Below are 20,735 nucleotides of genomic sequence, written 5' to 3' on the forward strand. Positions count from 1 at the left end.
CTGGAATCCGCGCGGGTGGAAATGTGACGGATGTCGCAGGCCTTGACTTGAATATGTCATCGCCTTCAACGATAAAGGCGGCATGTGGCACTGCCGCATTCCGGACCAGGGACGATCCGAAGCATGACGTGATGGGGCTCTACCCCCGCGTTCTCGTTCCCGCCGGCGCTGTGTTCGTCCAGGAAGGAGAACAGGGATGTTGGAACGACTGAAGACCCTCTCGCGTGCCGTGCTGGCGATTGTTGCCGTCGGCTTCGTCGCCCCTGCTGTGGCACAGGCGCAGGAAAGCAAGATCACCTGGCGTATTTCGCAGCCCGGCGGCGATGCGGCCCAATACAAGACCCAGCAGGCGGCGGTGGCCGCCATCAAGAATCTGCCGGCGCCCAGCCCGTTCCCGCCGGAGTTCCAGTTCGGCTGGCAGTCTGTCGACAAGATCAAGTCGAAAGTCGTGGACTTGAACGGAAACACGTCGATCACCTACTGGATGGGGAAGACGCAGCCCTCCGACCCGGACTGGTCCTACATCGGGCGTGACATATTCCCGACGGAAGAGGCGATGGTGGCCGATTTTCTTGCGGACCAACAAGCCAGCAATCCCGTGTGCCCCGGGGCGGCGGTCACTCCGTCTGGCGATTGGTTTGCGGCTTCGCCCGATCAGGAAGGTGTCATCGAGTCACGCTACTACGATCTGACTTCAATGGCTGGCAACAATACGGCTGAATCGCCCTGCACCCCGTATACCGGGACGGTTGCGGTCGCGCGTACCCGGCGCTTGAATTGCCCGGTTCCGCTCACGCAGTGGTCCAACAAGCACAACGCCTGCGTCAGCGAAGAATTCGTTGCGACCATCACCTCGAAGTCGCAAAAGTGCGACAAGGGCGGCGGCAACGGTAGCTGCCCCATGTCCCGCAACGATACAGCTGCGAACATGAGTCCGATTCCCGAGAAGGACCCGGCCTCCAACGGCGGTACGTGCGACGGCAATGTCGGCAACCCATGTGATGTTAAAACGGGCGAGAAGTATGAGATCGCGCCGGACTTCGATCTTGGCTGGATCGCGCTGACGCGTTTCTACCACTCTGGAATCTCCACGTCCTCCGGTGGTTTCGGCTATGGCTGGACCCATTCGCTGGGCGCCCACCTGGCACTGGATGGCGTTGACAGTGTGGGCATCATTGAAAGCACCGGTTTCCAGCGTGCATTCAAGAAGATCGGCCAAGCCTATGAGGCGGATGACGACAGTGGCGATCGTCTGGTCCAGAACGGCAACTGGACCCTGTACTCGGCGGATTCCATCTCGACCTTCGGCGCGGACGGCCGTCTGACCGCCAAGCGCTTCCCGGATGGCACGTCGCTGACCTATTTCTACGATGACAGCGATCGCCTTGCGGCCGTCATCCATAGCAGTGGCCGCACGCTGGAGTTCGTTTACCAGTCCAACGACTACGAGGCGCTGATCAGTTCGGTACTGGTCGAAGGCATTCCGCTGGCCACCTATACCTACACGCCTCAGAACCAGGTCGCCACGGTAACCTATGCGGGGGGCGGCGCGCGCACGTATCACTACGAGAACCAGGACTTCCCCCAGCACCTGACGGGTATCACCGCGGAAGACGGGCGTCGCTACAGCACTTTTACCTATGATTCCGACGGTCGCGTCATTTCCAGTCAGCACGCCGGCGGTGCCGATGGTGTGACGCTCGCCTACAGCCCCAACGGCGGTGCGGTCGTGACTGACGCGCTTGGGCGGCAGACCGACTACACCCTGACACCCGGCGGCGACACCGCGCCGTCGCGCAAGGTGACCGGCCTGACCGATTCGCAGGGAACCGTCAGCCGGACCTACTACGACCAGAGTGTCGACTTCCGCCGCCGTCTGGATACCTACACCGATCACCGCGGCATCCAGACCAAGCACACCTATGCGCAGGGCACCGACCCGGTGAGCGGTCGTGCCGTCAGCATCCATACCGTGACCGAAGCGGTCGGCCTGCCCGAACAGCGGGCGGTGACCACCGCGCGCGACGTCGAAACCAATGCGGTACTGACCACCCGCATCGGCAATCGTGAAACCCGAACGTCCTTCAATACCCGGCGCCAGCCGACAACCAACACGGTGACCGACATCGCTTCCGGTCAGGCGCGCATCACCAGCTACACGTATTGCGAAGCTGCGGACGTGGCTGCGGCAGGGAGCTGCCCTGTGGAAGGGCTGCTGAAGAGCGTGGATGGTCCGCGCACGGATGTGGTCGATGCCGTTACCTACGCCTACTACCCGGCGGATGATGCGGGATGCGCGGCCAATGGCGCCTGCAGCTATCGCAAGGGCGACCTGCGCAGCGTGACCAATGCGCTGGGCCAGACGGTCGAGACCTTGGCCTACGACGCGTTCGGGCGGCCGTTGTCGGTCAAGGACGCCAACGGCGTGGTCACCGATTACACGTACCATGCTCGCGGCTGGCCGACCTCGATCACCGTACGCGGCGCGACCACTGCCGAGGATCGGGTCACCCAGCTGAGCTATTGGCCGACGGGCCAGGTGCAGAAGATCACCGAGCCGGATGGCAGCAGCGTTTCCTACGTCTACGATGCTGCGCTGCGCTTGACCGACATCGAGGACAACGCAGGCAACACGATCCACTACACGCTGGACAATGCCGGCAACCGCCTCAAGGAAGACACGCTGGATGCTGGCGGCACCCTGCGTCGTACCCTGGCAAGGACGTTCAACACGCTCGGCCAGCTGACCGCGCTGAAGGATGCAGGTAATCACGCCACCGGCTTTGCCTACGATGCCAATGGCAACCCGCAGACGGTGACCGACGCCCTGCAGCGGGTGACCAGCCAGCAGTTCGATCCGCTGAACCGTCTGGCGCAGACCCTGCGGAACGTCGGCGGCGTGGCGGCGGAGATCCGCAGCCAGTACAACGCGCTGGACCAGGTCACCCAGGTCACTGATCCGAAGGGCCTCCAAACCACATACGCCTATAACGGCTTCGGTGACCTCACCGGCCAGGTCAGCCCGGACAGTGGCGCCAGCAGCTTCACCGTCGATGCGGCAGGCAACCGCAAGACGGCCACCGATGCGCGTGGCGTCACCGCTACCTATCACTACGATGCACTCAATCGCCTGATCGGCATCGCCTATCCGGACCCCAATCTGGATGTGGGCTACAGCTATGACGTGGCGCCGGCTGCCTGCGCCGCAGACGAGCGCTTTGCCAAGTGGCGCCTGGGGCAGGTGCTGCATGCCAATGGCAGCACCCAGTACTGCCATGACCGCTTCGGCCAGGTCACCCGTAAAGTGCAGACGATCAATGGTGTCGCCAGCACGCTGCGCTACGTCTACAGCAAGTCGGGTCGCCTGACTGCGTTGACCTACCCCGACGGCAGCGTGGCCGACTACGTGCGCGATATCCAGGGCCGCATCAGCCAGATCGGCATGACCCGGCCCGGCCAGGCCCGCCAGATCGTGGTGAACCACGTGACCTACGCGGCCTTCGGCCCGGCGACCGGTTGGACCTATGGCAATGGTCGCCAGCTGCAGCGTCCGCTGGATCTGGACTACCGCCCCCAGGCGGTGCATGACCCGGCCGCAGGCGGCCTGTCGCTGGGCTATGGCTATGATCCGGTGGGTTCGATCACCGAACTGAAGAACGGCACAGGCTCGACGGTGCTGGCCAAGTACGCTTACGACGCGCTGGGTCGCCTGACCCAGACCCAGGACGGTACGACCGGCACACCGATCGAAACCTATGCGTATGACGCCACCGGTAATCGCACCGCGCTGACCACCTCGGCAGGTACCGCCAGCTACACCTATCCGGCAACCAGCCACCGCCTGACTGCGGTGGATGGCGAGGCGCGCACCTATGACGCAGCGGGCAACACCACCAGCATCGGCAGCAAGACGTTCAACTATAACGACGCCAATCGCATGAACGCGGTGAAGCAGGGTAACGCCACACTGGAGAGCTACGGCTACAACCATCGTGGCGAGCGCGTGCTGCGTACCCCGGCCGGTGGCGCAGCGCAGATCACCCTGTATGACGAGGCAGGGCAGTGGCTGGGCAACTACTCGGCCACGGGCCAGGCGCAGCAACAGGCCATCTGGCTGGATAATTACCTGGTGGCGCTGATCAATGTGCCGGGTACCGGCGTGCCGGAGCTGGCCTACGTCCAACCAGATCATCTGGGCACGCCGCGCGTGGTGATTGATCCGGTGCGGAATGTCGCGATCTGGGAGTGGAGCAACAAGAGCGAGGTGTTCGGCAACCAGATACCAAGTGCCGACCCGGATGCCGATGGTGTGGTGTTCGAGCTGGCTCTGCGTTTCCCAGGGCAGCAGGCAACGGATGCGAGTGGGCTGTTCTACAACTACCAGCGCGAGTATGACCCGGCAGCAGGGCGGTACTCGCAGAGCGACCCCCTTGGATTGAACGCGGGGATGGCAACTTACGCATACGTGTCGTCAGGTCCGCTTGGTGCTGCTGATCCGTTTGGTCTGTGCGAGGATGATCACGTCTATCGTATTGATCGATTCAGTCTCTGCTCTCCGCAGTCAGCATTCAGAGCTGCAAAGGTGGTAAGTGCCCCAGGTGCGCCGCCGGCCAGAGAGGGATTCACCCCTGACGTTGAGCTTGTCGGGAACGGCGGACGAAACCACATTTCGCAATGGGTGGACTCAAAGAGCATGACAATCGTGAATTCAACGCGTCCCGGCCATCAGTTCCATCCAGGCACGGTATCGTGGAAGGTGGCGCCTGGGCCGCTGGGAATCGGGTCGCAGATCACAATCGTGGGCGAAGGATCCGGGCCCAATCCGATACTCAACGATGCGCTTGGTTTCCTGATTTTTGGTCCGGCGGCGACATTGGCCGCAACGCTTTGCATCGTTGGGCCACGATGATGGTAAAGCTCCTGACAGTGGTACTTCTGATTGGAGTGGGATTTGGATTATCCGATGGCGCTTGCGCCATCGGAAAACGGCCCTTCAAGATGATCCAGTTCTGCGTGCACGACCAAGAGGGCCTGGATCTGTTCAAGCAGACCCTCAGCGCTATCGCCAAGGACGAAAGAATGCAGTTCTTTGATGGCAGTGCTGAATTGGATCGGCAGCTTGCCAGGTCAAAGGTCGACGTGAAGCGTCCTGTCGTCTACGTCGGAGTCAAGCGGGAAGATGGCTCGGGACTGGAGGCGGGGAATCTCGGATTGGATCGCTTCGAAATAGCCATCGGCTTCTCTGAAGGAAGGACGCCCGCCGAGGCCCAGTCATTTTCTGTCCGTGTCGAACGCACCTTGGCCGAGCGCTGGAATGTACTCGCGATTCCACCGGACAAGGGCGCTACGCCGCTGGCATGTCGGGCGGGAAGGCCACAATCGGTCGCGCGATGAAAGAGCTTATGTCGGATGATGGAAGGAGCAGCCTGATCGTCCGCTGCCATTACGGATCAATCTGCAACCGCCCCATCGCCTGCGCGCACAACGACTGGCAGGCCATGACCAACCCCTCCATCACCCGGTCTCCCACGTACTCTTCCGGTTCGCCGTTCTGTCGGGTGCGTTCGGCCGCCAGCATCATTTCCAGCACCACCCGCAATCCACTCAACGCGCAATCGGCATCGGCCAGGGCCAGGCAGCGCCCGGGCAGCTGATGCCGCTCCGGCCAGGGCTGTCCGTCGGCCGCTGCACCGGAGCCGATGCGGTTGAGGTTGGCAATGAAGGTGTTCCTGTCCACTGCGGGCGCAGCCTGTGGCGGACCGTCCTCGTGGGCTGTGCTGCGATAGGCGTGCAGATGCGGGAAGTCCGACTCGTTCATGGCAATGCTCCGTGCAGGGCAATCGGTAGCCGCCACCCATAAAAGTGGCGGGCGGTACGTGGTTCGAACACCGGGTTGATGTCAGTCCGGCGGGCCCGGAAGCCCCCACGCACCGCCCGCCATAGCCGGCAGACGGATTGCCAGCCGGCGCCACGCTAAGGTGACGCCGGCTGGCAAGCGCATACATCAACATCAACTCGGGTGTTCGAAGCCCGGCCACCCTTTTCCGGTGGCACGCCATCTGAGCCCCTGGCGCTGTGCAATGCCAATCAGAAGAGTTGCAAACATCGCTAGATTGGAGACGCTTTCGGCATTCTCCCACGCTGTTAAGCACCGCCAGCGCTGGCTGGCGTGGTGATCCGCCCGCACCGTGCAATCTGCGACAGGTGTCGAGGTTGGGCGAGGAAAGGAAGCGGGTGGGGAGGGGCGATGGCGACAGGCTCTGCGGGAGGGAGCCTGAGTCGAGCCTGGCGGGGCCCCACCGGCGCCAAAGCGTGACGTGCGACTCGGGTTGACGTTCCCAGCCACCAAGCGCAGGCTTGTTCAGCACGTTTCCTAACCAGAAGGAGACTTATGACCGCGACCGCTTCGCTGCACCCAACCCCCGCCACCCAAGGCCGTTCGCGCCTCTGGAGTGTGTTCTGGCTGCAGGGCATCATTCCCAGCAACATTCTGTGGGCCGTGGCCCTCTGGGCGCTGGCCAACCAGCGCACCCCGCTGCTGCTGGGAGTGTTTGCCGTGCTGCTGCTCTATACGGGCTGGATCATCCCGGCGGTCTGGCGGGCGGCGCCCACCGCGCACAACCCCAACCTGGGCGTGGCCGCGCGCGGGCTGACCGTGGCCTGGGGCCTGAACACCGTGCTGGTGATCTTCTTCCTGACCCTGCAGCTGGTGGCTCAATAGAACTGAACAGGCTCGCCGCCCCGGTCGAAGGCGGCGAAGCGGCCGATCTGACCGTCATGGATGGCGTTGACCATCAGCTGCAGCGGGCGCGCGGCCTCATCGCTGTTGGGCGCGAAACCGGCGCGGCCGTCCAGCGCCGCCACGAACACCAGGTCCCAGTCGATGCCGGTGGTAGTCGATTCCGTAGCCAGCGCCTGGAAGCTGGGCACCTCGGCCGGCAGCTTGTCCACGCACAGCACCGGCGACAGGGTGCCGCCCTCGCGGCGGTCATGCCGGTCGCGCTGGTCGTCGGTGGGCGATTCGGGCAGCTCGGCGCGCACGAATACGAACAGCAAACGTTGCGGTTCAGCCTGCTGGCCTGCGGCGTGTAGCAGCTGCTGGAAATCGTTCATCATCATGAGGGTTGTCACACGCCCGCTGCACGGAAAGCCGCATGCTGCCACAACGCCTGCCGTGCAGGGCCGAAGACGATTGATTTAAGTCATGCCCATGGAACTGACTGCCGCGTACTCTGGCAATCGTTCCAGCAGACGAGGGTTTCCGGGCCGTTCCGGGCACAGGCAAGACGGTGGAGCAACAAGGTGGACCAGCCATGAGCCAACTCACCGACGGTTTCGGACGCAGCTTTCCGTACCTGCGCCTGTCGTTGACCGAAGCCTGCAACTTCCGTTGCAGCTACTGCCTGCCCGACGGTTACCAGGCCGATGGCCGCCCACGCTTCCTGCAGGTGGATGAAATCTCGCGCCTGGTGCGTGCGTTTGCCGCGCTGGGCATGAGCAAGATCCGTCTGACCGGTGGCGAGCCCAGCCTGCGCAAGGACCTGGACGAGATCATCGCCACCGTGGCGGCAGTGCCGGGCATCCGCAAGGTGGCCATCACCACCAATGGCACGCTGTTGCCGCGGCGCCTGCCGGGCTGGCACCGCGCCGGCCTGACTGCGCTGAACGTGAGCATGGACAGCCTGCAGCGCGAACGCTTCAGGACCATCACCGGGCACGACCGCCTGCCGGAGATCGAACAGGGCCTGGCCCTGGCACAGGCGCTGGGCCTGCCGGCCATCAAGCTCAACGCGGTACTGCTGCGTGGCCTGAACGACGACGAGCTGCCGCAGTGGATGGACTACCTGCGTGACCGTCCTTTCAGCGTGCGCTTCATCGAACTGATGCGCACCGGCGACAACGAAGCCTATTTCCAGTGCCACCACCTGCGCGCCGACGTGGTGATCGAACATCTGCTGGCCGCTGGCTGGCACGAGCGTCCGCGTGCGGCCGATGCCGGCCCGGCGCGCGAGTTCGGCCACCCCGACCATCGCGGCAGCATCGGCATCATCGCCCCGTATTCGCGTGACTTCTGCAAGGGCTGCAACCGCCTGCGGGTGACCGCCAAGGGTGATCTTCGGCTGTGCCTGTTCGGCGAGTTCGGCGTGCCGCTGCGCCCGCTGCTGCAGAGCGACGATGACCACGACGCGCTGCTGGCACGCATCACCACACAGCTTGGCCTGAAAGCGGCCGGGCATGGACTGCACCAGGGCCAGACCGGGCTGACCCCGCACCTGGCCTCCATCGGAGGATGAGCAACACGATGAGTGGGGAATTGAATGCGGCCTTCCATATGGCCGATGTCCGCGACAAGCGCATCACCCGCCGCCGTGCGGTGGCGGTGGGCGAGCTGCATGCCGGTCCGGTGGCCTATCCGCTGATCGTCGAGCGCCGCCTGCCCAAGGGCGATGCGCTGGTGATGGCCGAGATTGCCGGCCTGCAGGGTGCCAAGATGGCCTCGATGCTGATGCCGCTGTGCCACCCGCTGCCGCTGGAGCTGGTGCAGGTGTTCTGCGCGGCGGTGCCGGAACGGCAGGCGATCCGCGTGTGGTGCGAGTGCGCCAGCGAGGCGCGCACCGGCGTGGAGATGGAGGCACTGGCCGGCGTCAACGCGGCGCTGCTGACCCTGTACGACCTGAGCAAGCCGGTGGAACCGGCCCTGCGCATTGAAGGCATCCGCCTGCTGTTCAAGGAAGGTGGCAAGCGCGGCGTGTGGCTGCACCCGGATGGCATGGACGATGCCGAGCGCGCGCGCTTCAAGCCGCGTGCGCCGAAGGGCCTGGAGGGCGCGGCCTGCGCGGTGATCACGCTGAGCGATCGCGCCAGCGAGGGCACCTATGAAGATGTGTCTGGCCCGACCCTGGTGAGCGGCCTGAAAAAGCTGGGCGGCGAGGTTGTGGCCGCCGAGGTATTGCCGGATGGCATCGAGCCATTGGCGGGCCGCCTGCAGGCGCTGGTGGCCGAGGGTGTGCGCCTGTGCCTGTGTACCGGCGGTACGGGGCTGGGCCCGCGTGACCTGACCCCGGAGGCGCTGCGTTCCTTGAACGCGCGGCCGGTGCATGGCCTGGCGCAGATGGTGCGGGCACTGAGCGCACAGCACACGCCGATGGCCTGGCTGAGCCGCGCCGAGGTGGTGCAGCTGGGCAACATGCTGGTGTTCGCATTGCCAGGCAGCCCGAAGGCGGCGGCGCAGTGCCTCGATATTCTGGCGCCGGTACTTGGCCACGCCCTGGCGATGGTCGACGGTGGTGGCCACTGATGATTGCCTATAGCGAAGCCCTGCAGCACCTGCTGGATGCGGCCACGCGGCTGCCGGCCGAGCGCCTGCCGCTGCATGAGGCCGGCGGCCGCACTCTGGCCAGTGACATCATCAGTGGGCAGTCGTTGCCGCCGTTCGACAATTCTGCGATGGACGGTTTCGCGCTGCGCGCCAACGGCGCGACGTTCGAAGCCGGTACCGAATTCGCGGTGCAGGGCTGGCAGGCGGCCGGCGATGCCGGTGCCGAGGGCGGCGAGGGTGCCTGGGAAATCATGACCGGCGCGCGCATGCCGGTTGGGCTGGATACGGTGGTGCCCGTCGAGAACGTGGAGATCCTTACCAGCGAGGACGGCCGCCCGACCCGCATTGCTCTGAAGAGCACGGTGAAGCCGGGCCAGAACGTACGCCTGCGCGGCCAGGATGTGAGCGACGGCGAGCGTGTGCTGCAGGCCGGGCAGGTGCTGGATATCAATGCACGCACCCTGCTGCATGCCATCGGCGTGGGCCAGGTGGCGGTGGTGGCACGGCCGAAGGCGGCGGTGATCGCCACCGGCAAGGAGCTGGTGACCGAGGCGGCGCAGACGCTGGAGTCCGGCCAGATTCGTGACAGCAACCGGCCGTATCTGGTGGGCCGCCTGCAGGCCGCCGGTGCCGAGGTGGTCTGGCAGGGCACGGTGGGTGATGACGTGGCCGCGTTCAATGCGGTGCTGGATGAAGCGCTGGCTGCCGGCGCGCAGCTGCTGATCAGTACCGGCGCGGTGTCGGCCGGCCGCTACGATTTCGTTCCCGATGCGCTGCGCGGCCGTGGTGCGCGCATCGTGTTCCACAAGGTGGCGATCCGCCCGGGCAAGCCGCTGCTGTTTGCGGTGCTGCCCAATGGCGCGCTGTATTTCGGTCTGCCCGGCAACCCGGTGTCGGCCGCCGTGGGCCAGCGCTTCTTCGTGGAGCCGGTGCTGCGCCGCCTGCTGGGGCTGGCACCGGAAACCGTGTTGCAGCTGCCGCTGCAGGCCGACGTGCGCAAGCCGCCGGGCCTGCGCTTCCACGCGCGTGCGCGGGTGGAAGTGGACGGTCAGGGGCGTCTGAGTGCGCGCGTGCTGTCCGGGCAGGAGTCGTTCCGTTTGATGTCCATGCTGCAGGCCAACGCCTGGGTGGTGCTGGAGGCCGAGGGAGACCTGGCCATCGCTGGTACGCCGGTGCAGGTACAGGGCTGGGGTCACCATGACCCGGTGCAGCTGGCGAGCCAGGAGTCATGATGAAACAGGTGAATCTGCAGTTGTTCGGTGCGTTTTCGGATCTGGATGCCAGCCGCGAGATCGCGGTGGAGGTGGCCGGTGGCACCGTGGCCGACCTGCGCCAAGCGCTGCGCGAGCTGCTGCCTGCGCGTTGGCCGGGCTTCCGCGCGGGCCTGCTGGACTACTCGGCGTTCGCCGACCAGCAACGTGTGCTGCGCGACCATGAAGCGCTGCCCGACGATGGTCGGGTGGCGATCCTGCCGCCGGTAAGCGGGGGCTGAGCGATGAGCGAGAAGATCATCGCCAAGGTGGTGGATCGCGCGCAGGCGTCGATCGATCCGGCCGAGGGCATCGCTGCGGTGTCCGATCCGGGTTTCGGTGGCATCGATGTGTTCATCGGCAAGGTGCGCGACGTCAACATCGGCCGGCCGGTGAACGGGATTACCTATGACCTGTTCGAGCCGCTGGTGCTGAACGAGTTCAAGCGCTTGGCCGCCGAGGTCGAGGCGACGTTCGGTCCGAAGCTGAAGCTGTATGTGGCCCATGCCAAGGGCCGGTTGGGCATTGGCGATGTGGCGGTGGTGGTGGCTGCGGGCAGCCCGCACCGAGACGAGGCATTCCGGGCCTGCCGGCAGTTGATCGAGGTGGTGAAGCACCAGTGCCCGATCTGGAAGCAGGAGCATTACGAGGACGGCGACAGCGAGTGGAGCGAGGGTTGCAGCCTGTGCCACGCGGACAGCGAACCCGCACACGCCCATGACCATGCGCACGACCACCACCATTGAGTCCGCTGCAGCCACGCATGGCGTGGCTCTACCACCGAATGTCTGGATGGCCGTGGGGTTCAGTAGATCCACGCCATGCGTGGATGCGGCCTTCCCGATGAATCCGGCCGACGCAGCCACGCATGGCGTGGCACTACTGCGATGAGCATCAACGGCATCGTGCTGGCCGGTGGCCTGTCCAGCCGGATGGGGCGCGACAAGGCGCTGCTGCCGTGGAAGGGGCGCACCCTGCTGGAACACATGCGTGGCCTGCTGCTGCAGGCTGGCGCCGGTCGGGTCTGGGTGAGCGGTGACTATCCGGCCTTCGGCGGCATCCCCGATCAGGTAGCGCGCTGCGGCCCCCTGGGTGGACTGCACAGCGTGATGCAGCAGATGCCCGACAGCCCGGCCTGGGTGGTAGCGGTGGATACGCCGTTGCTGGCGCCACGGCTGCTGCAACGGCTGGCTGCCGAGGGGCAGGGCGCATGCACGATCTTTGACGGGCATCCCTTTCCCATGCGGTTGAATGTGGACAATGCCACTCGTAGCGTGCTGGCCGCGATGCTGGATGATGCGGACGGGCCGCGCTCGGTACAGGCCTTCCAGCGCCGCCTGCAGATGCACGCGCTGCTGCTGGAAAGCGTTGACGAAGCCTGCCTGGTCAACTGCAATACCCCCGAACAATGGGAGGATGTTGCGTCATGAAAGTGCAGTTGCAGGATCAATCAGTACGGCTTCGGCTGGACGAGGCCGAACTGGCGCGCCTGCTGGCCGGTGAATCGGTCGAGAACATGACCCGCTTTGGCGGCATCGAGGGCTGGGGCATGGCGGTGTCGCTGCATGGCGGTGATCAACCGGTGTTGCTCGATGGCGGCACCTTCTGCCGCCTGGTAATGCCGCGCCCGGCAGTCGAGGCCTTGGCGGCGCGGTTGCCGTGCCGGGATGGCCTGCCGTTCGACATTGCCCTGGAAGACGGCAGCCAGCTTCAGCTGCAGTTCGATGTGGACGTGCGCGACAGCGTGCGCCAGCGCGGGGTGACCCGCCGCAACACCACTTCACCGGTTTGACATTTGTCAGGGGCACGGCGGAAACCGGCCCCTGATTGATCCAGATCAACCCCGTCGTTGTTGCTGCGCGGCCTAATGGCTGCATGACGACGGGTCACAACTTGAAACGCAGTACCCACGTCATTCCACAGCCTTGGAGCCATGTATGACCGTCGGTAGCGATCCTGTTGTCCGCAGCACTGCCCGTCCGGGTCGCGTCATCAGCGACTGGACGCCGGAAGATCCCGGCTACTGGGAGCGCACCGGCAAGCGGGTCGCCACCCGCAACCTGGTCATCTCGATCCCCTCGCTGCTGCTGGCCTTCTCGGTCTGGGTGCTGTTCTCGGCGGTGTCGATCAGCCTGCCGAAGATCGGTTTCAACTTCAGCACCGACCAGCTGTTCTGGCTGGTGGCGCTGCCCAGCCTGTCCGGCGCCACGCTGCGCATCTTCTATTCGTTCGTGATCCCGATCTTCGGCGGCCGCCGCTGGACCGCGCTGTCCACGGCCTCGCTGCTGGCGCCGACGCTCTGGCTCGGCTTTGCGGTGCAGGACCCGGCCACGCCGTACGGGGTGTTCGTGGCCATCGCGATCCTGTGCGGCTTCGGTGGTGCGAACTTCTCCTCGTCGATGTCCAACATCTCCTTCTTCTACCCCAAGCAGAAGCAGGGCCTGGCGCTGGGCCTGAACGCCGGCCTGGGCAATGTGGGCGTGTCGGTGGCGCAGGCGGTGATCCCGCTGGTCATCACCGTGGGCGTGTTCGGTGCGCTGGGTGGTGCACCGCAGCCCACGGTGGAGGGCGGGGCGCCGTTGTTCCTGCAGAACGCCGGCTTCATCTGGGTGCCGGCCATCGCGCTGTGCGCCATTGCGGCCTGGTTCGGCATGAACGACCTGACCAGCGCCCGCTCGTCGTTCTCCGAGCAGGCGGTGATCTTCCGCCGCAAGCACAACTGGCTGATGTGCTGGTTGTACATCGGCACCTTCGGTTCCTACATCGGTTTCTCGGCCGGCTTCCCGATGCTGGTGAAGAGCCAGTTCCCGGACGTGAACCCGCTCGCCTACGCCTTCATCGGCCCGCTGCTGGGCGCATTGATGCGCTCGGTGGGTGGCAGCATGGCCGACCGCTGGGGCGGCGCACGCCTGACCTTCTGGGTGTTCGCGCTGATGATCGCGGCCGTGTTCGGCGTGCTGCACTTCCTGCCCAGCCACGGCCAGGGCGGCAACTTCCATGGCTTCCTGCTCAGCTTCATGGCGCTGTTCGTGCTCAGTGGCATCGGCAACGGCACTACGTTCCGCATGATCCCGGTGATCTTCCGCACCCTGCATGAGCGCTGGTCGGCCAACGACAACGCCGAGGGCAAGGCTACCGCCGCGCACCAGGCCAGCATCGAGTCGGCCGCGGTGGTCGGTTTCTCCGGTGCGATCGGTGCCTATGGCGGTTTCTTCATTCCCAAGAGCTACGGCTCGTCCATCACCTTGACCGGCAGCCCCGACATGGCGCTGTACGGATTCGTTGTTTTCTACGTCACCTGCCTGGCCGTGACCTGGTGGTGGTACTACCGGCGCGGTGCCGAGACACCCTGCTGACGACATGAAAACGCACCGCAGCCAGATGACACACACAGCCACGATGCCGATGTCCGCAAAGGGAGACCCCCGATGAGTTATTTCCTCGATCGCTTGCAGTTCTTCAAGCGTGACCCCCAGACCTTTGCCGATGGCCACGGATTCGCCAAGAGCGAAGGCCGTGACTGGGAAAACAGCTACCGCGCCCGCTGGCAGTACGACAAGATCGTGCGTTCCACCCACGGCGTTAACTGCACGGGTTCGTGCAGCTGGAAGATCTACGTCAAGAACGGCCTGGTCACCTGGGAAACCCAGCAGACCGACTACCCGCGTACGCGCCCGGACCTGCCCAACCACGAACCGCGTGGCTGCCCGCGTGGCGCCAGCTATTCCTGGTACCTGTACAGCGCCAACCGGCTGAAGTATCCGCTGATCCGCGGCACGCTGCTGCGCCTGTGGCGCGAAGCACGGAAGAGCAAGGCCCCGGTCGATGCCTGGGCCAGCATCGTGGAGGACAAGGAGAAGGCGCGTTCGTACAAGACCCGCCGCGGCATGGGCGGCTTCGTGCGCCTGCAGTGGGAAGAGGCCAACGAGATCATCGCCGCCTCCAACCTGTATACGGTGAAGCAGTACGGCCCGGACCGCGTGGTCGGGTTCTCGCCGATTCCGGCGATGTCGATGGTGTCCTACGCCGCCGGCGCGCGTTACCTGTCGCTGCTGGGCGGCGCCTGCCTGTCCTTCTATGACTGGTACTGCGACCTTCCGCCGGCCTCGCCGCAGATCTGGGGCGAGCAGACCGACGTGCCCGAATCGGCCGACTGGTACAACAGCCGCTACATCATCGCCTGGGGCTCGAACGTGCCGCAGACGCGTACGCCCGATGCGCACTTCTTCACCGAGGCGCGCTACAACGGCACCAAGACGGTGGCGATCTGCCCGGACTATTCCGAGCTGGCCAAGCTGACCGACCACTGGCTGCACCCCAAGCAGGGCACCGACGCGGCACTGGCCTTTGCCTTCGGTCATGTGATCCTGCGCGAGTTTCATGTGGATTCGCCCTCGCAGTATTTCCAGGACTACTGCCGCCAGTACTCGGACATGCCGATGCTGGTGCGCCTGGAGCGTCGCGACGATGGCCGCCTGGTGGCGGGCCGCTTCCTGCGTGCCAGTGAGCTGGGCGGGCTGGGTGAAGCCAACAACCCGGACTGGAAGACCTTGGCCTACGACGAGAACAGTGGCCAGATCGTGGTGCCCAACGGCTCGATCGGCTTCCGCTGGGGCGAGAAGGGCAAGTGGAACATCGAGGAGAAGGAAAGCAAGGGCGCCGATACACGCCTGCGCCTGAGCCTGGCCGATGGCCATGAGGGCATCGAAGCGGTGAGCTTCCCGTACTTCGGTGGCATCGAGACCGATGGCTGGACCGCGGCGCCGGCCGACGACGTACTTGAGCGCAACATCCCGGTGCGTCGCCTGGCCCTGGCCGAGGGTGGCGAAACCCTGGTGGCCACGGTCTACGACCTGCTGCTGGCCCAGTACGGCGTGGACCGTGGCTTTGGCGGCGGCAACGTGGCATCGAGTTTCGACGACATGGTGCCGGGCACGCCGGCCTGGCAGGAGCGCATCACCGGCGTGTCGCGTGGTGAGGTGATCGAGATCGCCCGCGAGTTCGCGCGTACCGCCGACAAGACCCATGGCCGTTCGATGATCATCGTCGGCGCCGGCATGAACCATTGGTTCCACAACGATATGAACTACCGCGGCCTGATCAACATGCTGATCATGTGCGGTTGCGTGGGCCAGACCGGTGGCGGCTGGGCGCATTACGTGGGCCAGGAAAAGCTGCGCCCGCAGACCGGCTGGCAGCCGCTGGCCTTCGGCCTGGACTGGAGCCGGCCACCGCGTCACATGAACGGCACCTCGTTCTTCTACTTCAACACCGGGCAATGGCGCTACGAGAAGCTGCAGGTGGATGAGCTGCTTTCGCCGCTGGCGGATGCGAGCAAGTACAGCGGCAGCCTGGCCGACCTGAACCTGCGCGCGGTGCGCATGGGCTGGCTGCCCTGTGCGCCGCAGCTGGACCGCAACCCGCTGCAGCTGGTACGCGAGGCCGAAGCGGCGGGTGTTGCCCCGGCCGACTACGCGCTGGGCAAGTTCAAGGACGGCTCGCTGGACTTCGCCTTCGCCGATCCGGACGCGCAGCAGAATCACCCGCGCATGATGTTCATCTGGCGCTCGAACCTGTTGGGTTCGTCGGGCAAGGGCCACGAGTACATGCTGCGGCACCTGCTCGGCACGCGTCATGGCCTGCAGGGCAAGGACCTGGGCGAGATGGGCGCGATCAAGCCGGAGGAAGTGACGTGGCGTGACGAGGCACCGGAGGGCAAGCTGGACCTGCTGGTCACACTCGACTTCCGCATGTGCACCACCGCGCTGTACTCGGACATCGTGCTGCCGACCGCGACCTGGTACGAGAAGGACGACCTCAACACCTCGGACATGCACCCGTTCATCCACCCGCTGTCGAAGGCGGTGGATCCGGCCTGGGAATCGCGCAGCGACTGGGAGATCTTCAAGGAGGTTGCCCGCACCGTGAGCGAGATGGCGCCGGGCGTGCTGGGCGTGGAGAAGGACCTGGTGCTGGTGCCGACCCTGCATGACACCCCCAACGAGCTGGGCATGCCGTTCGGCGTGGCCGACTGGAAGAAGGGCGAGTGCGAGGCCATCCCGGGCCAGACCATGCCGTCGATGACGGTGGTGGAGCGCGACTACCCGAACCTGTACCGCAAGTTCACCTCGCTGGGCCCGCTGCTGGACAAGCTGGGCAACGGCGGCAAGGGCATGAGCTGGGACACGAAGCACGAGGTCGAATTCCTCGGCAAACTCAACCACACCGTGCACGACGCGGGCGTGAGCCAGGGCCGTCCGGCGATCTCGACCGCGATCGACGCGGCCGAGGTGATCCTGCACCTGGCACCGGAGACCAACGGCCATGTGGCGGTGAAGGCCTGGGAATCGCTGGGCACCTTCACTGGTCGCGAGCACACTCATCTGGCGGTGGGCAAGGAGCACGAGGCGATCCGCTTCCGTGACATCCAGGCGCAGCCGCGCAAGATCATCTCCTCGCCGATCTGGTCGGGCCTGGAAGACGACAACGTCAGCTACAACGCCGGCTATACCAACGTGCACGAGCTGATTCCGTGGCGCACGGTGACCGGTCGCCAGCAGTTCTACCAGGACCATGAGTGGATGATCGACTTCGGCGAGGCCTTCATGGGCTACCGGCCGCCGGTCAATACGCGCACGGTGGAGCCGCTGCTGAACCAGCGCCCGAACGGCAACAAGGAGATCGTGCTGAACTGGATCACCCCGCACCAGAAGTGGGGCATCCACAGCACCTACAGCGACAACCTGATCATGCAGACGCTGTCGCGCGGTGGCCCGATCGTGTGGATCAGCGAGGACGACGCGCGCAGCGCCGGCATCGTCGACAACGACTGGATCGAGCTGTTCAACGTCAACGGTGCGATTGCCGCGCGTGCGGTGGTCAGCCAGCGCGTGATGCCGGGCATGGCGATGATGTACCACGCCCAGGAACGCATCATCAACGTGCCGGGCTCGGAGATTTCCGGGACCCGCGGCGGCATCCACAACTCGGTGACCCGCATCGTGCTCAAGCCCACCCACATGATCGGCGGCTACGCGCAGCTGGCGTACGGCTTCAACTACTACGGCACCTGCGGCACCAACCGCGACGAGTTCGTGATCGTGCGCAAGATGGACAAGATCGATTGGTTGGACGATGAACAAGGAAGTTCGAGTGTCGCGGGCGCAGGACGCGCAGGAGCGACCGATGAGCAGCCCGCTGGTGCTTCGGCATCGGCCAGCAAGGAGGTGGTGTGATGAAGGTCCGTGCACAGATCGCGATGGTGCTGAACCTGGACAAGTGCATCGGCTGCCATACCTGCTCGATCACCTGCAAGAACGTCTGGACCTCGCGCGAGGGCGTCGAGTACGCCTGGTTCAACAACGTGGAAACCAAGCCGGGCATCGGCTACCCCAAGGAATGGGAGAACCAGGACAAGTGGAACGGCGGCTGGGTGCGTACCCGCGCCGGCAAGCTGGTGCCGCGTGCCGGTGGCCGCTGGCGGATGCTGGCCAAGATCTTCGCCAACCCGGACCTGCCGCAGATCGACGACTACTACGAGCCGTTCGATTTCGACTACCAGAACCTGCACACCGCCAAGGACAGCCAGCACCAGCCCACCGCGCGGCCGCGCTCGCTGATCAGTGGCGAGCGCATGCAGAAGATCGAGTGGGGCCCGAACTGGGAGGAGATCCTGGGTTCGGAGTTCAGCAAGCGCTCGCGCGACTACAACTTCGACCAGGTGCAGAAGGAGATCTACGGCGCCTTCGAGAAGACCTTCATGATGTACCTGCCGCGCCTGTGCGAGCACTGCCTGAACCCGGCGTGCGTGTCGGCCTGCCCGTCGGGCGCGATCTACAAGCGCGAGGAAGACGGCATCGTGCTGATCGACCAGGACAAGTGCCGCGGTTGGCGCATGTGCGTGTCGGCCTGCCCGTACAAGAAGATCTACTACAACTGGAAGAGCGGCAAGTCGGAGAAGTGCATCTTCTGCTACCCGCGCATCGAGATGGGCGAGCCGACCGTGTGCTCGGAGACCTGCGTGGGCCGCATCCGCTACCTGGGCGTGATGCTGTACGACGCCGACCGCATCGCCGAGGCCGCTTCGGTGGCCGCCGAGAAGGACCTGTACCAGGCCCACCTGGACATCTTCCTGGACCCGAACGACCCGGCGGTGATCGCCGCCGCGCGCAAGGAGGGCATCCCGGACAGCTGGCTGGATGCGGCCAGGCAGTCGCCGGTGTACAAGCTGGCGATCGACTGGAAGCTGGCGCTGCCGCTGCACCCGGAGTACCGCACGCTGCCGATGGTCTGGTACGTGCCACCGCTGTCGCCGATCCAGTCCGCCGCCGAGCGTGGCCGGGTGGGCATGAGCGGCGAGCTGCCGGACGTGGCCTCGCTGCGCATCCCGATGCGCTACCTGGCCAACCTGCTGACGGCCGGTGACGAGGCGCCGGTGGTACGCGCGCTGGAGCGGCTGATGGCGATGCGTGCCTGGCGCCGGGCCAAGAACGTGGACGGCGTGGAAGACACCGCCGTGCTGGAACAGACCGGACTGAGCATCGCCCAGGTGGAAGAGATGTATCGCTACCTGGCCATCGCCAACTACGAGGACCGTTTCGTGATTCCGACCGGCCACCGCGAGTATGCCAACGATGCCTTCGGCGAGCGCGGCGGCTGCGGTTTCACCTTCGGCAACGGCTGCAACGGTGACAGCCCGGCCGATCTGTTCGGCCAGCGCAAGAGCACCACCTTCGTGGTGGACAAGGGTCCGAACCACCGCCGCAAGGAGGTGGTGTGATGAGCGTGCTCAAGCTGGTCGGGGTGTTGCTGGATTACCCACGTGAGGAACTGTGGCAGCACGGCGAGGAACTGCTCGCCGCCTGCGACGCCCCGGCGCTGAGCGCCGCCCGCCGCCAGCAGCTGCGCAGCTTCGTGCAGCAGCTGCTGGACACCGATGCGCTGGACGCACAGGCCGCATGGCTGGCCAGTTTCGACCGCGGCCGCTCGATGAGCCTGCTGCTGTTCGAACACATCCATGGCGAGTCGCGCGACCGTGGCCAGGCCATGGTCGATCTGGTCGAAACCTACCGCCGCAACGGCTTCGAACTGGATGCACGCGAGCTGCCAGACTACCTGCCGCTGCTGCTGGAGTTCCTGGCCCATCGCCCCGGCAGCGAGGCCCGCGAGTGGCTGCACCACATCGGCCATATCGCCGGGATGCTGGCGGCGCGTGCCGCCGAGCGTGAGCTGCCGCACCGGGTGCTGTTCGAGATCCTGGTCGAAGCCGGCGACGGCAAGGCCGATCTGCAGGCGCTGCGCCAGCGTGCCAGCGAAGAAGTCCGCGACGATACCGCCGAGGCCATGGACCGCTTGTGGGAGGAGGAGGCGGTGCGCTTCGGCGCCGAAGCCCCTGCCGAAGACTGCAAGCCGCCCGTGCGTTCGCCGGCCCGTCCTTCGCATCGAGAGGTCCAGCCATGAGTTACTCCCTGCATCAATTCGCCTTCCAGTACTACCCGTACATCGCCGTGGCGGTGCTGCTGATCGGCAGCTGGGCCCGCTACGACAAGGCCATGTACACCTGGCGCACCGGCTCCAGCCAGATGCTGTCGGACAAGGGCATGCGGATCGGCAGCAACTGCTTCCACATCGGCATCCTGGCCATCCTCGGCGGCCACCTGGTCGGCCTGCTGACCCCGCACGCGGTGTACGAGCACTTCATCACCTCGTCGCAGAAGCAGATGCTGGCGATGGTGGTCGGTGGTGTGTTCGGCGCGCTGTGCTTCATCGGCATCAGCATCCTGCTGGTACGCCGCCTGTTCAACGCGCGGGTACGGGCCACCGGCAGCTTCGGTGACACACTGGTGCTGGTGCTGCTGTTCGCGCAGCTGTGCCTGGGCCTGTACAGCATCCGCATCTCGTCCGGCCACCTGGACGGTGGGGTGATGGTGCAGCTGGCCGAATGGGCGCAGCACATCGTGACCTTCCGTGCCGGTGCCGCCTACTACATCGAGGGCGTCAGCTGGGTCTACAAGATGCACATCTTCCTGGGCCTGACCCTGTTCCTGATCGCGCCGTTCACCCGCCTGGTGCACGTGTGGAGCATTCCGATCAGCTATCTGTGGCGGCCCTACCAGGTGGTGCGCCGCCGCCAGGCCACGCTGCGCTACGGTCCGCGGGAGTAGACC

General features: G+C 65.4%; 17 protein-coding genes. 15 read left to right on the top strand and 2 right to left on the bottom strand.

Annotated features, from left to right (window positions below):
- Positions 1-196 precede the first annotated feature (196 nt).
- Positions 197-4,909 (top strand): RHS repeat-associated core domain-containing protein, encoded by a 4,713-nt coding sequence (locus N7573_RS16615; protein ID WP_279912313.1) that lies wholly within the window; start codon positions 197-199, stop codon positions 4,907-4,909.
- Positions 4,906-5,394: a hypothetical protein gene (locus N7573_RS16620; protein ID WP_229301028.1), complete on the top strand. Its 489-nt coding sequence runs from the start codon at positions 4,906-4,908 to the stop codon at positions 5,392-5,394. The genes N7573_RS16615 and N7573_RS16620 overlap by 4 nt, the downstream gene beginning before the upstream one ends.
- Positions 5,395-5,443: 49 nt before the next feature.
- On the opposite strand, the gene N7573_RS16625 is transcribed toward N7573_RS16620, so the two are convergent.
- Positions 5,444-5,818 (bottom strand): hypothetical protein, encoded by a 375-nt coding sequence (locus N7573_RS16625; protein WP_277778471.1) that lies wholly within the window; start codon positions 5,816-5,818, stop codon positions 5,444-5,446.
- Positions 5,819-6,391: 573 nt separating this feature from the next.
- Here N7573_RS16625 and N7573_RS16630 point away from each other — a divergent pair.
- Positions 6,392-6,721 (top strand): hypothetical protein, encoded by a 330-nt coding sequence (locus tag N7573_RS16630; protein WP_279912314.1) that lies wholly within the window; start codon positions 6,392-6,394, stop codon positions 6,719-6,721.
- Here N7573_RS16630 and N7573_RS16635 read toward each other — a convergent pair.
- Positions 6,715-7,119, bottom strand: a complete 405-nt coding sequence (locus N7573_RS16635) for a ribonucleotide reductase subunit alpha (RefSeq protein WP_125426583.1) — start codon at positions 7,117-7,119, stop codon at positions 6,715-6,717. The two genes, N7573_RS16630 and N7573_RS16635, sit on opposite strands and share 7 nt — an antisense overlap.
- 194 nt (positions 7,120-7,313) lie before the next feature.
- On the opposite strand from N7573_RS16635, the gene moaA reads away from it, so the two are divergent.
- From moaA to narI, 12 genes are all read left to right on the top strand, one after another.
- Positions 7,314-8,294 carry a GTP 3',8-cyclase MoaA gene (gene moaA / locus N7573_RS16640; RefSeq protein WP_279912315.1) on the top strand — a complete coding sequence of 327 codons (981 nt, stop codon included), beginning with the start codon at positions 7,314-7,316 and terminating at the stop codon, positions 8,292-8,294.
- 8 nt (positions 8,295-8,302) lie between these two features.
- Positions 8,303-9,298: a bifunctional molybdenum cofactor biosynthesis protein MoaC/MoaB gene (gene moaCB / locus N7573_RS16645; protein ID WP_279912317.1), complete on the top strand. Its 996-nt coding sequence runs from the start codon at positions 8,303-8,305 to the stop codon at positions 9,296-9,298.
- On the top strand, positions 9,298-10,551 hold the full coding sequence (gene glp / locus N7573_RS16650; protein ID WP_279912318.1) for a gephyrin-like molybdotransferase Glp: 1,254 nt from the start codon (positions 9,298-9,300) through the stop codon (positions 10,549-10,551). Before moaCB ends, glp begins: the two co-directional genes overlap by 1 nt.
- Entirely contained in the window at positions 10,551-10,811 is a 261-nt protein-coding gene (locus N7573_RS16655; protein ID WP_006371550.1) for a MoaD/ThiS family protein, read from the top strand. Before glp ends, N7573_RS16655 begins: the two co-directional genes overlap by 1 nt.
- 3 nt (positions 10,812-10,814) lie before the next feature.
- Positions 10,815-11,315 (top strand): molybdenum cofactor biosynthesis protein MoaE, encoded by a 501-nt coding sequence (locus N7573_RS16660; RefSeq protein WP_049401277.1) that lies wholly within the window; start codon positions 10,815-10,817, stop codon positions 11,313-11,315.
- A gap of 141 nt (positions 11,316-11,456) precedes the next feature.
- Complete coding sequence (locus N7573_RS16665) at positions 11,457-11,999, top strand: molybdenum cofactor guanylyltransferase (RefSeq protein ID WP_049462751.1); 543 nt, start codon at positions 11,457-11,459, stop codon at positions 11,997-11,999.
- Entirely contained in the window at positions 11,996-12,361 is a 366-nt protein-coding gene (locus N7573_RS16670; protein WP_279912319.1) for a hypothetical protein, read from the top strand. Before N7573_RS16665 ends, N7573_RS16670 begins: the two co-directional genes overlap by 4 nt.
- Before the next feature lie 145 nt (positions 12,362-12,506).
- A complete protein-coding gene (locus N7573_RS16675) occupies positions 12,507-13,925 on the top strand; it encodes a NarK family nitrate/nitrite MFS transporter (RefSeq protein WP_088026206.1) in 1,419 nt (472 codons plus the stop codon).
- Between the two features lie 72 nt (positions 13,926-13,997).
- Positions 13,998-17,804, top strand: coding sequence for a nitrate reductase subunit alpha (locus tag N7573_RS16680; RefSeq protein WP_279912320.1), 3,807 nt, complete (start codon positions 13,998-14,000; stop codon positions 17,802-17,804).
- Entirely contained in the window at positions 17,804-19,348 is a 1,545-nt protein-coding gene (gene narH, locus N7573_RS16685) for a nitrate reductase subunit beta (RefSeq protein ID WP_110712538.1), read from the top strand. The genes N7573_RS16680 and narH overlap by 1 nt, the downstream gene beginning before the upstream one ends.
- Entirely contained in the window at positions 19,348-20,028 is a 681-nt protein-coding gene (gene narJ / locus N7573_RS16690) for a nitrate reductase molybdenum cofactor assembly chaperone (protein WP_164117016.1), read from the top strand. The genes narH and narJ overlap by 1 nt, the downstream gene beginning before the upstream one ends.
- Entirely contained in the window at positions 20,025-20,732 is a 708-nt protein-coding gene (gene narI / locus N7573_RS16695) for a respiratory nitrate reductase subunit gamma (protein WP_279912321.1), read from the top strand. The genes narJ and narI overlap by 4 nt, the downstream gene beginning before the upstream one ends.
- Positions 20,733-20,735 lie beyond the last annotated feature (3 nt).

This window comes from Stenotrophomonas sp. GD04054 (assembly GCF_029836955.1).
Classification (GTDB): domain Bacteria; phylum Pseudomonadota; class Gammaproteobacteria; order Xanthomonadales; family Xanthomonadaceae; genus Stenotrophomonas; species Stenotrophomonas maltophilia_A.